9 protein-coding genes are annotated in these 13,030 nt (G+C 55.7%); 2 read left to right on the top strand and 7 right to left on the bottom strand.

Annotated features, from left to right (window positions below; all coding sequences use genetic code 11):
* Position 1: 1 nt before the first annotated feature.
* Together Q31a_RS25050 and Q31a_RS25055 are read right to left on the bottom strand one after the other, a co-directional pair.
* Positions 2–3,139, bottom strand: a complete 3,138-nt coding sequence (locus tag Q31a_RS25050; protein WP_145084048.1) for an efflux RND transporter permease subunit — start codon at positions 3,137–3,139, stop codon at positions 2–4.
* On the bottom strand, positions 3,136–4,599 hold the full coding sequence (locus Q31a_RS25055; protein ID WP_197355653.1) for an efflux RND transporter periplasmic adaptor subunit: 1,464 nt from the start codon (positions 4,597–4,599) through the stop codon (positions 3,136–3,138). The genes Q31a_RS25050 and Q31a_RS25055 overlap by 4 nt, the downstream gene beginning before the upstream one ends.
* A 672-nt stretch (positions 4,600–5,271) precedes the next feature.
* Here Q31a_RS25055 and Q31a_RS25060 point away from each other — a divergent pair.
* Positions 5,272–5,610, top strand: a complete 339-nt coding sequence (locus Q31a_RS25060) for a Rieske (2Fe-2S) protein (protein ID WP_145084051.1) — start codon at positions 5,272–5,274, stop codon at positions 5,608–5,610.
* A gap of 7 nt (positions 5,611–5,617) precedes the next feature.
* On the opposite strand, the gene Q31a_RS25065 is transcribed toward Q31a_RS25060, so the two are convergent.
* The 5 genes from Q31a_RS25065 to smpB are packed head-to-tail and all read right to left on the bottom strand — an operon-like array spanning position 5,618 to position 11,594.
* On the bottom strand, positions 5,618–6,097 hold the full coding sequence (locus Q31a_RS25065) for a hypothetical protein (protein WP_145084054.1): 480 nt from the start codon (positions 6,095–6,097) through the stop codon (positions 5,618–5,620).
* Between the two features lie 22 nt (positions 6,098–6,119).
* Positions 6,120–8,861: a ComEC/Rec2 family competence protein gene (locus Q31a_RS25070; protein WP_145084057.1), complete on the bottom strand. Its 2,742-nt coding sequence runs from the start codon at positions 8,859–8,861 to the stop codon at positions 6,120–6,122.
* A gap of 41 nt (positions 8,862–8,902) precedes the next feature.
* Positions 8,903–10,282 (bottom strand): ABC transporter permease, encoded by a 1,380-nt coding sequence (locus Q31a_RS25075; RefSeq protein WP_145084060.1) that lies wholly within the window; start codon positions 10,280–10,282, stop codon positions 8,903–8,905.
* 43 nt (positions 10,283–10,325) lie between these two features.
* Positions 10,326–11,012, bottom strand: coding sequence for an ABC transporter ATP-binding protein (locus tag Q31a_RS25080; protein WP_145084064.1), 687 nt, complete (start codon positions 11,010–11,012; stop codon positions 10,326–10,328).
* 18 nt (positions 11,013–11,030) lie between these two features.
* Positions 11,031–11,594, bottom strand: coding sequence for an SsrA-binding protein SmpB (gene smpB, locus Q31a_RS25085; protein ID WP_231690925.1), 564 nt, complete (start codon positions 11,592–11,594; stop codon positions 11,031–11,033).
* A gap of 365 nt (positions 11,595–11,959) precedes the next feature.
* On the opposite strand from smpB, the gene lipA reads away from it, so the two are divergent.
* Complete coding sequence (lipA, locus tag Q31a_RS25090; protein ID WP_145084067.1) at positions 11,960–12,889, top strand: lipoyl synthase; 930 nt, start codon at positions 11,960–11,962, stop codon at positions 12,887–12,889.
* Positions 12,890–13,030: the final 141 nt, after the last annotated feature.

Raw genomic sequence — 13,030 nt, forward strand, 5'->3', positions numbered from 1 at the left:
ATCATTGAGGGCTCTTGGCCAAACCTCTCAACACCACGTAGAAGACCGGTGTCAGGAACAGTCCAAACAGAGTCACTCCCAGCATCCCACTGAAGACGGCTGTCCCGAGTGCCTGTCGCATTTCCGATCCAGCTCCCGTGGCGATCAACAACGGGATGACCCCCAAGATGAAGGAAAATGCAGTCATCAAAATTGGCCGCAATCGCAAGCGGCAAGCTTCAATCGCTGCCTGAAAACGGTCGCGTCCCGCATCCTCCTCTTGCTTCGCAAACTCGACGATCAAAATCGCATTTTTACATGCCAAGCCGACCAGAACGACAAACCCAATCTGCACTAGGATGTTATTGTCTAACCCCCGGAACCATATCCCCAACAGGGCACACAGCAGGCACAAGGGGACGATGAGGATGACCGCCAAGGGCAGGAGCCAACTTTCATACTGAGCGGCTAGGGTCAAGAACACAAACAGCACGCACAGCGGAAAGATGTAAATCATCGTGTTCCCCGCCGCTTGCTGCTGGTACGCAATATCAGTCCACTCATAGCCAAAACCAGGCGGCAACGTCTCCTCGGCGATGCGTTCCATGGCGGCGATCGCCTGACCGGAACTCACTCCAGGCAAGGTGTCACCGTTCACATCTGCGGATGGATACAGATTGTACCGAACCACTCGATCGGCGGCTGTCGTTTCCCGCATGGTAATGAGCGACCCCAGCGGCACGATGGCCCCCTTGTTGCTGCGAGTTCGCAACCTTGAAATATCTTCTTGTTGATTTCGAAACGGATAGTCGGCTTGCGCAGTGACGCGATAGGTCCGCCCCAGAAAATTGAAATCGTTCACATAGGCGGAGCCCAAGTAGATTTGGAGGGTTTCGAACACGTTGTCGATCGGCACATCCAACATGCGGACTTTGGTGCGGTCGATGTCGGCATAGTATTGTGGCGTAGCAATCGAGAAATTCGTGAATACCTGAACTAAGCCAGGCTCCTGCCGGGCTTTCGCCAAGACCGCATTGGTGGCATCGCGCAGTGCGAGCAAGCCCGCGCCCGAGCGATCCTGGATCTGCATCTTAAAACCACCCCCGGTGCCAACTCCCCGAACCGGCGGAGGCGGGATGACAAAGACAACCGCTTCTTTGACCGGCGCCACACTGGCGCGCAAGGCTTGGATGACGGTCTGAAACTCTTGGTCATTGGCGGCTCGAGATTTGGCATCCTCTAGAACTGGGAAAATCGCCGCCGCGTTGGAACTATTGGCTCGCGTCGCACCCGAGAAGCCCACAAAGGAGACGGCATTGCGCACCCCTGGCACCTTCCGCGCCAACTCGACCACCCGCCGCGTAACCGCATCGGTACGATCTAGGCTCGCTCCCGGAGGAAGCTGAATCGCAATGATCACATATCCCTGATCTTGAGAGGGAATGAATCCAACCGGTGTTTGCCGGAAGCCAAACCAGGTCATGCCCAGCAAGATTCCGTATCCCAGCAACATCACGAAGCTCCAACGCAAGATCTTGCTTACGATCCGCGCGTAGAAGTCGCTTGTAAAATCAAAGACCTTGTTGAACCAGTGGAATGGCAACCCCAGAGTGCGGTCAATCAACCGTCCCAGCCAATTCTTTTCACTCTGGCTCGGTCGCAACAAGAGCGCACACATGGCGGGTGTCAGCGTGAGTGAGACCAGCGTGGAGATGGCGGTCGAAACAGCAATGGTCAAGGCAAATTGACGATAGAACTGCCCACTAATACCAGCGATGAAGGCGGTGGGAACGAATACTGCGATCAACACCAGAGTCGTGGCAATTAGCGCCGAACTCACTTCACTCATCGCTTTGCGCGTCGCCTCCCGCGGAGAAAGTCCGGAAGCAATCAGTCGCTCCACATTCTCCACCACGACGATCGCGTCATCGACCACGATCCCAATAGCTAGCACCAAGCCGAATAGCGATAAGTTATTCAGACTGAAACCAATCGCCAGCATGACACCGAATGTTCCAATCAGTGAGATGGGAATGGCAATAACTGGCACGATGGTCGAGCGCCAATTTTGCAGGAACACGAATACCGTCAGGACCACCAGCGCGCCTGCTTGCCAAAGTGTGGTGAACACTTCGTCAATGGATTCCTCCACAAAAGCGGTGGGGTTGTACATGATCGTGTGCTCCAGGCCTGGCGGAAATCTTCCTGCCAGCTGCTCCATGGTCGATTCAATCCGCTCGGCGGCCGCGATGGCATTGGAGCCGGGACGTTGGAACATCGCCAGGGCTACGGCATTCTTATCTCCCATGTAGCTGCGCACCGAGTAATCGGTTGCACCAAGTTCAATGCGAGCCACATCGCTCAAGCGAACCAAGCGCCCGTTTTCGCCCGACTTGAGAATGATGTCACCAAACTCTTCCGCCGTTTGCAGCCGTCCCAGCGTGTTGACGTTTACCTGAAAGGCTTCTTGGTTATCCGGCATCGGTTGCTGCCCAATAATACCGGCCGCCACTTGAATGTTCTGCTGCCGCATGGCCTGCACGGCATCCCCCGCAGTGAGATCTAAAGCCGCTAGGCGTTCGACATCCAGCCAAACACGCATGCTGTATTCAGTACCCCCGAAGACTTGGATGTCCCCCACGCCATCGAGGCGGGACAAGACATCCTTGATCTGCAGGTAGGCATAGTTGCTGATGTAGAGCTGGTTCCGCGAGTCATCTGGGGAAAACAGGTGGATCACCATCATCAGGTCAGGTGAACTCTTGCGCGTCGTGATCCCAATCTGCCGCACTTCCGCTGGCAACTTAGGCTCTGCAATGGAAACTCGATTCTGCACCAGTACCTGCGCCTGGTCGATATCGGTCCCAAGTGCAAACGTAACGGTCAAGCTCATCGAACCATCGGCGGTGGCTTGCGATTCCATGTAAACCATGTTGTCGACACCATTGAGCTCTTGTTCGAGCGGCGTTGCTACCGTCTTGGAAATCGTTTCAGCCGTGGCTCCAGGATAGCTGGCCCGCACCACGACCGTTGGCAACGCAACTTCCGGGTACTGGGCAACCGGCAACTGAAAGTAAGCAATGCTGCCCACCAACACGATCAGAATGGAAAGGACGCTGGCGAAGCGTGGGCGATCGATGAAAAAGTGTGCAACATTCATCGTGCCGCTCCCTGTCCATGATTTGGCCAGACCGAGATCGCTTTCTCGGTGTTTCCAGCTCCAAGGGGTGCTGCCGAGATGGGATGCGACAGCCAATCCTCCTCGGAGACAGGCTGGTAATCGTCGGGCAATTCCTCAGGACCGGTGCTGACCGACAATCCCACCACCTTAGGTTTGACGACGGCTCCTTCAGCAATCATTTGCAATCCGTTGATTACCAATTGCTCCGTCCCTACCAAGCCAGACCGAACCACGCGCAATCCCTTGGCCATTGGCCCCAATTCAATCCGTCGCCTCTCGACTTTGTTTTCCCCACTTACCAGATAGACGAACCGCTCGGATTGATCGCTGTTGATGGCACTGTCGGGTATCAAAACCGCCTCATACCTCCCGCTGCCAGGGATGCGTACTTCCGCAAACAATCCGGCAGTCAGGGTATCGTCCTGATTGGAAAAAATCGCTCGAGCGCGCATCGTTCCCGTATTGGCATCCATCCGATTGTCGACGAAATCCATGTGTCCCAAATGCGGAAATCCCGATTCATTGATCAAGCGCATGTACACTGGATTCTTCACATCCCGCGAACTCTCGCGTTTCCCCTCACGCGACAATCGCGCGTATTTCAAAAAGTCTTGCTCGTTGGCGTCAAAGTAGCAATGGATGGGGTTCACCGACACGATCGTTGTTAACAGAGTAGCCCCCGCTGTCCCACCACTAATCAAGTTTCCTTCGGTAACCAATCTGCGACTGATTCTGCCGGAGATTGGTGCCAGTATTTGGGTGTAGCTGATCTTCAGATCGGCCGCTTCCAAATTGGCCTTGGCTGTGCCAATCGCTGCCTGCGCTGTGGCAATTCCGGCATTGGCGGATTCAATCTTTGCATTGGCTGCCTCAAAGGCTGCCTTGGCCTGCAATTGTGCACTCTCACGCACGTCAAACTCTTCCTGAGACAACGCATTGTTCGCCGCCAATTGACGTGCACGCTCCATCAACTGGCCTGCCAATGCAAGCTGCGCGGTAGCATCAGCCAACTCTGCATCAGCTTGCTTGCGCAATGCCTCCGTTTCGGTCAAGCGCGCGTTGGCCTCTTCCAGACGTGCCGCCGCCGCATGCTTTTCTGCCACAAATTCGCGGGGATCGATAATCGCAAGTAAATCATCCTGCTTCACCAATTGCCCGTCGGTGAAGTGCGTTGATTCCAACATTCCACTGACCCGTGAACGAACCTCAACGGTGTCGATGGGCTCCAGGCGGCCAATGTACTCGTCCCACTCTACAATCGGCACCACCAATGGGTGAGCAACTGCAATCTCTGCTGGTGGCGGGGCAGCGGGCTTCTCCTTGGCGGAGCGACATCCAGCCATTGCTCCCACAAGCACGCAGACGGCGCAGGCGAGCCAACGGAAAGCCGATGAATTCAAGGTGCGCTGGCAGCCCGCGCGGTATTGGAAATTTGACATGATTTCGGTCGCGATCGATCTCGTGTGAAACAGCGTTCTAGCAAGGGCCACGCCCGCACGTTTCCCTAGCCTCAACTCCGCAGAGGAAAGCTCACAGGAAAGGCGACAGCATTAAGCCGTTGCAACAGATTTATGTTAAATCCTGAAAAAGTATAGTCCCCATACTGGGAAATGCACGTGCGGAAGTTTGATTCCGACAACGCTGCCCGCCTCAAGAAGAGAGCAGGGGAGAAACTCTAGGGCTCTCGACAAGCCCCGTTGGCGCCGGTCTGAATCCTACTGGCACGCCACAAGGTCCTCTGCGAATCCGATACAGTGCTCCATAGTCCCTCATTCCTCCATAAGCAGCCGTCGATTGCATGCAATTCACGCCGCGCGAACAAACGGCAACGGCGCGGTGCGCCCCCAACATCTCGGCCAGCTTCCCCCATGGTGGTGGAACGCATTACAGATTTCAAAATATTTTTCGACGGAAACTTGAGAGCTAGATCATGCGATGAAGCAGTGCACGGCTCTAGAGTTGGAGCGATAGGGCCTCAGCCGCGTCCCCTCCAAACCGGGCAATCCCGCTGAGCAACAAGACTCGAGTCTGGGAGTGTTTCCTTCATCCGCCAATCGACGATAAAATTGCGTCCTCGCAACTCGCATTCACTTCATGACGAAAGCCTCGACATGGCCTGGCATCAACTGTGCAACCTTTCCACGCTCAAGAATGGGCAAGGTCAAGAATTTCTCGTGGGAAAAACCATCGTAGCCCTCTTCCTGCAGGACTCCAAGCTATATGCCACCGATGGTATGTGCGCCCACCAAGGCGGACCGCTAGCTCAGGGACTTGTTGATGGTGAATGCATCACCTGCCCGTGGCATGGCTGGCAATACGATTTAAACACGGGGAACAATTTGCGAACCGGTAAGAAAATGCTCGATCGGTACGATGTCGAAGTTCGTGGCGACCAGGTCTGGATCGAGATCCCGTGCGAATCCTCCGAGGGAGCGTCCACAGCGATTTAAACGCGGGTCACAGGTCGCCCGCTTGATACCCAGCATAGGCAAAACCAGCCAGATAACCTACCGCTGGGCACATCACCAACAAGACCACCGCCATATTCTCCGAGACTTGGCCGACATTAACGATGCAAAAGGTCATCGCGCCCGTAGCTAGGAAACCGGTCAGGCCACCGGAAATCAGGTTTTGGCAATCGACGTACCAGAGGACGGCAACGACCAACAGAATCCCTCCGCCGAGCAGTGCCAGCAGCGCACTGATGTTGGTGTATGTCCCAATGAAAACGGCGGACAACGTCACTACAAAAAACAACTCCTTGATACTGAGTTGCACCGCCGGACGTGGGCTCGCCCGCTCCTCCCTCAGAACGCTGTCCAGTTTCCCCAACTCAAACGAATCAGTGGCCCAGTCGTCAGCGGGCGTAGCCGGGTGCCCTCCCTCAGCATCCTCGTGGAATACCGGATTTGCTGATTGAAGCTGTGGATTCCACATTTTGTTCGCCTCAAATTACTCGTTACTGGTCGACCACTTCCCACTGCCCCTCGTGCCAATGCCATAGCGACAGTACTCCCTCTCCGCCAATGCGTTTGCGAACCCGGACTTGCACCGCACCGTCACGATAGGTAATGCCCAATCGATTGCCTGGGACGACGTATTTCTCAAGCACTGTGGGCTGCAGTGCACGGTGATTCCCACTGATAATGGTCGCCTCCGGTCGGCACCATTCTAGCAAGGCCTTGGGGTTGAAGGAAACACTGCCGTGGTGCGGCGCCATCAGTACGTGACAGGGTCGTGGCGGCAATTCCACGAGATCGAGCAACCCGGCCCCCTCAAGATCGCCAGGCAAGAGTATGCGGATTCCTTGATAGTTTAACAGCAGACACAGGCTGCTAGCATTGTCGCTCTCGGCCTGCTCGCCCAGTTTGGGATGCAGAATCTGCCACTGCACGGCTCCCACTTTTCCGGAATGCGGCGCATTCCATGTTTCTCGTTGCAGCCTGCGGCGGTCCAGCGTTTCCAGAAGGTTCGCCACATCGCGATCACTACTTTTCCAAAAGGCATCGGTGCTTACGATGCGTCGGACACGAAATCGTTCCACGAGCCCTCCGATCGCATTGTAATGGTCGGCGTCTGCGTGAGAAACCATCAGCGTGTCAATGCAAGCAGTGGGAATTTGCCAGAGCACATCCGCCACATCTTGATACGAGGTTTGGGCAGCACCGAGACTACCGGCATCATAGAGCCACACTTCTCCGGTCGGCAATTCAAGCATCACGCTAGTACCATGCCCAACATCAATAAACGTACAACGCAACTCCTCAGCATCGTCCTCAGCCGACTCGTTCCACTCGGCCCACACTCGCTCCGGTCGCAGGTCGCCTCCCATGCTGGTGAGATACCCACGGGAGCCGCAACACATGGGCACGACTCCAATCAGGATCCAACCGCCTAGAAGCAGTCCCAGCCCTAGTTTTCGTTGGCGACCGTAGACGATCAACCAGCCCAATAATATTGCGTAGAAACTGAGCACCCAGCCCGGCGAAGGGGCTGGCAGCCACAGGTGCCCCAGCGGCAAACGACTTGCCCTCTCCACCAGCCAACCGATGCTCGCCAAACTGTAACCGCAAATCCCTCCCGCTAGAAAACCGAGAGGGGGAATCCAGCCCAGCACTGCGGTCGTCAGACCGCTCAACAGACTCAGACTGAGCGGTACCGCCAGCACCACGTTCAAGGGGACCGCCACCGGTGAAACAACATGAAAGCAACTCCACACCAACGGGCAGGTAATCAGCCAAACCCACAGACTCAGACGCGCCATGCTCACGAGTGTGCGGGTGGCCACCAAAAACCAGCGACTTCTGCGACTCAAACTCTCCTCGACCACCGCTTGCAGGGCAGACCGGCGCGTACTGCTGCGGTCTCCCTGCACGACAAACAAGCCGATGGCTGCAACGGCTAGAAAAGAGAGCTGCACTCCGATGTTGTGCACATTGTTGGTTCTGACAAACAGGAGCACCAGTGCGGCTCCTCCCAAGATATTCGCCAATCGTGCATTGCGGCCCAGCGTTCGCGCCAAACTGAACGCGATTACCAGGATGACCGCTCGCAACACCGGCGGCTTGCCTCCAGCCAGAACCGCATAAGCGCCGCAAATCCCAATGATCAACAACAGACTCGTACGATTCCGCAATAACAGAAGACTACTCATGAGTACGATGGCGGAAGCCACTATCTCCACATGAAGCCCACTGATGGCGAGGAGATGGAGCGTACCGGTGGTCATCAAATCTTGCACATCCCCTCGATCCACCTGCTCCCTCTGACCAAAAATCAGCGCCGCGGCCAACGGAGCTTGCCCACACGTCACCCAGCGATGCAGCCAGCCGTCGACGGCAGCTACGGCATGAGCGCGGCAGCGTGAGAGCGGATAATTTTGGCGTGTCCCAACGCGTGAAATCTGCCCTACCGATTTACTCGTTAGACCTACGAACACGCCACGTTGCCGGGCATGCTCCGCAAAGTCGAACGTCCCTGGATTGGTAGGAGGTTGGATGGCGCGCACCTCAGCGAACACCTCCAAGACGTCACCGGGAAAGAGATGTTGGACACGGCCGAGAACCGACAGAGTGCAGCTGGCGGTAGCAGTCTGCCAATAGCGACCATCACGCACCTTTTCAACCCGCACGTCCCACTGCGTTCTCCACAATTCGCTAGCAGGATCCTCAGGACGGTAGTAGGGATTCGGTTTCCAAATCGCCGCCGACTCAATCACACACTGCGCTGCCAGCGGACGCCCCTGCCGTGTAGCAACCCGCGATAGCGAATCGTAGGTCGAGGGCGTTTGAGAGAGACCGTGGAATACGCCGAACAAGACCATGGCGCATAACGCCAGAGCACTGGCCGCTCCCAGTCGCTGGTTTCCCAGCAGAAGAGTCGCCAGACCGAGCATCACTAGGCAACCAAGCCCCCACCACTCGACGGTCTCTTCCGAAAACCAGCGAGCGCCTGCCACGCCCGCGAACATTGCCAGAAAGGCCCATACCATCGGAAAACGGTAGAGGTGATAGCCCCACGGCTCCCCCCGCGCCCAATGCTCGGCAGGCAACCAGGCAAGTGGATGCCAATGGTCCAATAACCACCGCTTGGCAGTCCCACAACTTCCGATCCGTAGAAAGTCTTTCTCAGCAAAGTCTTTCTCAGCCGCAGTGCCGGAAGTGGGTACCTGCTCAGATTCGGCCTTCGCACTTCCAGGCATGGCGGTGCATCCAAGAGGGTCTTTGGCTTCGAGGGAATCCCCTAGTTGCCTAGATTCTCGGATACATTCGTGCGGTATGCAACAAAGGCTGGCACAATTCCGGCCAAGGTGGCTAAGATCATCAAGCCTGGAATCAACACCGCTTCTTGGATGGTAATCGTGTTGAAAAATCCGATCGAGATCCCAGTCATCGACTCGACCAGACCGCTACAGGCAACGCCAATCGCATGCCCAAAGATCCAGCCAGCAAGCCCCCCCCCGACAGCAATTAGCAGCGATTCCAACAAGATCACCATCACGACCGCATCGCGTCGAGCCCCCAAGGCCCGCATGATGGCGATATCGCGGCGGCGTTCATTCATCGAATTGTAGATGCTAACTAAAATGCTAATGGCGCTCACCACGCATACCACTACGGTGAGAGCCAGAAATGCGTAGCGAATCGGATTGACGAACGTGGTGAGCATGTTGGTAATTTCGCTGACCGGAGAAACGGCTTGAGTTCTCAAGCGTTTGTCGATCGGGCGCTGCATATGCACTGCGTAAATTGGCGATCCGGCTTTGACCAAGACAGCCGTCAAATCACGTTTTTCCAACGGCAGACGCGGTGGTTGCCCCGCCTCAGCTTCAGCCCCAACGGCCTCTTTCTCATCTTCTGGATTGGCACCGTCCTCGAACACTCGAGTGTGCCCCTCCATCAAATAAAAGCCTTCCAAGTTGATGAATGCAGCTCGATCGTTGGGCGTTCCCGTAGGTGCCAGTACGCCCACGACCTCAAAGGCCTGCCCGTGTCCCTCACCGTCGGGATCTCCGTGCGTCGTCTTGAACGAGTCACCGACCTTGAGTTTCATGTAGTTGGCGACTTGAGCCCCAATGACCGCCTCGTAGTACCCATTTTCTGGAGAGTAGTCAACAAAATTGCGGCCCTCCGAGAAGGTGTACTCGCTGTCGGCCGCCCTCCCGTATCGGAGTTTTTCAAAGAATGCCGGCGTCGTCCCCACGACCCGAAAGGGACCGAGAAAGTCCCCTAAACACACTGGGATTGCAAACCCTCCATTCGTGTAATCGCAAAACAAGCCGTTGCGTTCCGGTTCAGCCACCAAGCCACCAATCTTCTCAATCTCCGCTTGGCGACCACCTCTTCCTGGGATGAGTTCCAAGTACTCTTCATAGGGGATCACTTCGATGGGCTTACTCAGGTAAAACACCGTGTTCAAGGCAAGCTGGAGCGATCCCCCCTTGGCTCCCACAATCAAGTTGTAACCAACATTGCTATTGCGATCGAACGATTCGGTAATGATCCAGCTGAGACTTAGAACCAAGACAACCAGTCCGACTCCCAGCGCCATACTGAACATCGTCAGGACCGTTGCCAGCCCTCGCTGCTGCATATTTCGCCAAGCGATGTGAAACAAATTCACGTTGTTCGTTCTCCGACCAAAAACAAATGGATTAGCGCATCAATCACGAGTGATTGGCAGCAACGGTCTGCATGGCTTTGTTGAGCGACTCCAAGCGTTCGACGCGTTCAAACTGCTCGGCTACCTGCAGGGAATGGGTGACCATCAACAGCGCAATGCCTTCGTCACGACAACACGCACGAATTAAATCGATGATCACTTGTTGATTTTTGGGATCAATATTAGCGGTCGGCTCATCCGCCAGCAGCAACTTAGGGCGGTTGGCCAGCGCGCGCGCCACAGCCACTCGCTGCTGTTGTCCGACCGACAAGGCAGCTGGTTTGTGGTGCAACCGCTCCCCCAGCCCGACCTTTTGCAGCAGATCGGTAGCGCGTGCCAAGTCGTGTTTGCCGCTTCCAAAGGTCATGCCCAGACGCACATTCTCCAACGCCGTGAATCCGGAGAGGAGATTGAAGGTCTGGAATACGTACCCGAGCTTGGCCGCACGCACGCGATCGCGGCCCGCTTCACTCAACTTCGACAGCTCGATGTTGTCCACTTGGATTGAGCCGCGGTCGGGGGCCATAATGCCAGCGATGCAATGCAGCAGCGTCGTCTTGCCACCGCCACTCTCACCAATCAATACCACCTGTTCCCCCTGACCGATTTTGAACTCAGGGATGTCCAACACGGGCAACCGCGATTGGTCGGGGAGCGCGAAAGACTTGTATAGATCTTGAATTTTTAGCATGGGTTATTCCATTTGCCTCTAACGCCCTCGGCGGACGGCCCGTTCAATATCACGTCGTGCATCGGCTTTCTTTAGTTTTTCGCGTTTGTCATGCAACTTCATCCCTTTGCAGAGAGCCATCTGACACTTCACGATCCCTCGTTCATTGAAATACAACTGCAATGGCACCAGCGTCAGCCCTTTTTCCTTGGCTTGCCCGACAAACTTGCCCATTTCTCGTCGATGAATCAACAGCTGCCGAGGACGTCGCGGCTCATGATTCCAAACGGTCGCTTGAGGATATTCAGCAATGTCGCAGCCGAACAACCACAGAGTCTCTCCCCGCACACGCCCGTACGATTCGTCCAACTGACACTTGCCATTGCGTAGACTCTTAACCTCGCTGCCGACCAGGATCATGCCACATTCGATGGTGTCCAAGATTTCGTACTTGTGCCGGGCCTTGCGATTGGTGCAAATTGGTTTGATGCTGGGAGTAGCTGGAGTCTTGCCCCCCTTGGTCGTCCCTTTACCGCTAGATTTAGTGCCCCCTTTAGATTTCGTAGGCTTGGGCTTGGTGGGTGCTGCTTTTTTCTTGCTCAATTTTCGCTCAGTCGTCGCAGGTCGCGCTAGGGTGATTCGGGAGCCAACCAATCTCATCATTGGGGCCCCAATCTTCGCCGAACCTCCAATGATACGCAATAACGCCGCCCTGTGGTTCACGAACCTCCAGTCATCGGGGGAATACAGTTGCCCGGGAAATGGCGGCGTCGATCGCTGGGCAATGCGAACAGGGGTAAGCAGTCGGTGCTTCTTGGATTACAATCGGCACTCTCGCAGCCACTGGCAGCACTTTTACAGGTCTTTCAAAATTTAGCATCCGGCCTCACCAATTCTCGGTGGCAACAGACCGACAGCCGATCCTAAGAAATCCTGTACCCCGACATCCTGTATCCCCGGTGAAAACGATGACATTCGAGCTTCCCGTCGTAACTGAGAACGCGACTTCCGGCAGCTGCGGTAGCGCGGCCTCAGGAGCGGACTTCGTCCCTACCCAACGCCTTCCCCAGTGGCTGCGTCGCGACCTTCCTAAGGGAAATTTCAACAACTTCACCGCCGGCTTACTGGAGGAATTGAAACTAGAGACGGTCTGTGATAACGCCAAATGCCCGAATCGCATGGAATGCTATTCGCAAAAAACGGCCACTTTCATGATCCTGGGGAACGTCTGCACGCGTCCTTGCGGATTCTGCGCGGTGTCGCGCGGCAAACCGGAAGCCCTCGAGCTGGATGAACCCGATCGCGTCGCCGAAGCCGCCTACCGACTCGGCCTCAAACACGTCGTGATTACCTCGGTTACCCGCGACGACCTGCCCGACGGAGGTGCTGAACACTTTTACGAGACCGTCCTGGCCGTGCGCGCCAAAACCCAGGCCACAATTGAGGTCCTGACACCAGACTTCATTAAAAATAAAGCCGGTTTGGATCGCGTCGTCGAAGCGGCTCCCGAGGTCTTCAATCACAACATGGAGACCGTTCCCAGACTCTATCGCCGAGTCCGAGGCCCGAAAAGCGACTACAATTGGACGCTCGAACTCTTGAAGCGAGTCCAAGAACTCAACCCGAGTATTAAGACCAAGAGTGGCCTGATGCTGGGACTGAGCGAAACTCGTGACGAATTGCTGCAATGCCTAGCCGATCTGCGCACTTTCGGTTGCGACTTCCTCACCCTGGGGCAGTATCTCCAACCAGGCCAGCGTTACCTACCCGTGGTTCGCTATGTTCCCCCAGAGGAGTTTGAAGAACTCGGCGAAATCGCCTTAAAGATGGGCTTTGAAAAGGTCGCCAGTGGGCCATTCGTCCGCTCCAGCTACCATGCACGCGAAATGACCCAGTAAGCGATCGCAGATTCATGTGCGAGCCGAATCGACCGAAGAAGAATTGGTAAAGTGTGCCTCGTTTCTTGGGTAAAGCGTTGGAGGAATTGGTAAGATCTAGGAGCGATAGCCTGATCTACTCAGCCTCGAATGACCTCCTAT

The organism is Aureliella helgolandensis (assembly GCF_007752135.1).
Lineage (GTDB): Bacteria > Planctomycetota > Planctomycetia > Pirellulales > Pirellulaceae > Aureliella > Aureliella helgolandensis.

Excerpts from the sequence above, each read along its gene's own strand:
- Q31a_RS25065 (WP_145084054.1), bottom strand. The coding sequence starts at position 6,097 with ATGTGGAATCCACAGCTTCAATCAGCAAATCCGGTATTCCACGAGGAT.
- Q31a_RS25050 (WP_145084048.1), bottom strand. The coding sequence starts at position 3,139 with ATGAATGTTGCACACTTTTTCATCGATCGCCCACGCTTCGCCAGCGTC.
- Q31a_RS25060 (WP_145084051.1), top strand. The coding sequence starts at position 5,272 with ATGGCCTGGCATCAACTGTGCAACCTTTCCACGCTCAAGAATGGGCAA.
- Q31a_RS25055 (WP_197355653.1), bottom strand. The coding sequence starts at position 4,599 with ATGTCAAATTTCCAATACCGCGCGGGCTGCCAGCGCACCTTGAATTCA.
- Q31a_RS25080 (WP_145084064.1), bottom strand. The coding sequence starts at position 11,012 with ATGCTAAAAATTCAAGATCTATACAAGTCTTTCGCGCTCCCCGACCAA.
- lipA (WP_145084067.1), top strand. The coding sequence starts at position 11,960 with ATGACATTCGAGCTTCCCGTCGTAACTGAGAACGCGACTTCCGGCAGC.
- Q31a_RS25070 (WP_145084057.1), bottom strand. The coding sequence starts at position 8,861 with ATGCCTGGAAGTGCGAAGGCCGAATCTGAGCAGGTACCCACTTCCGGC.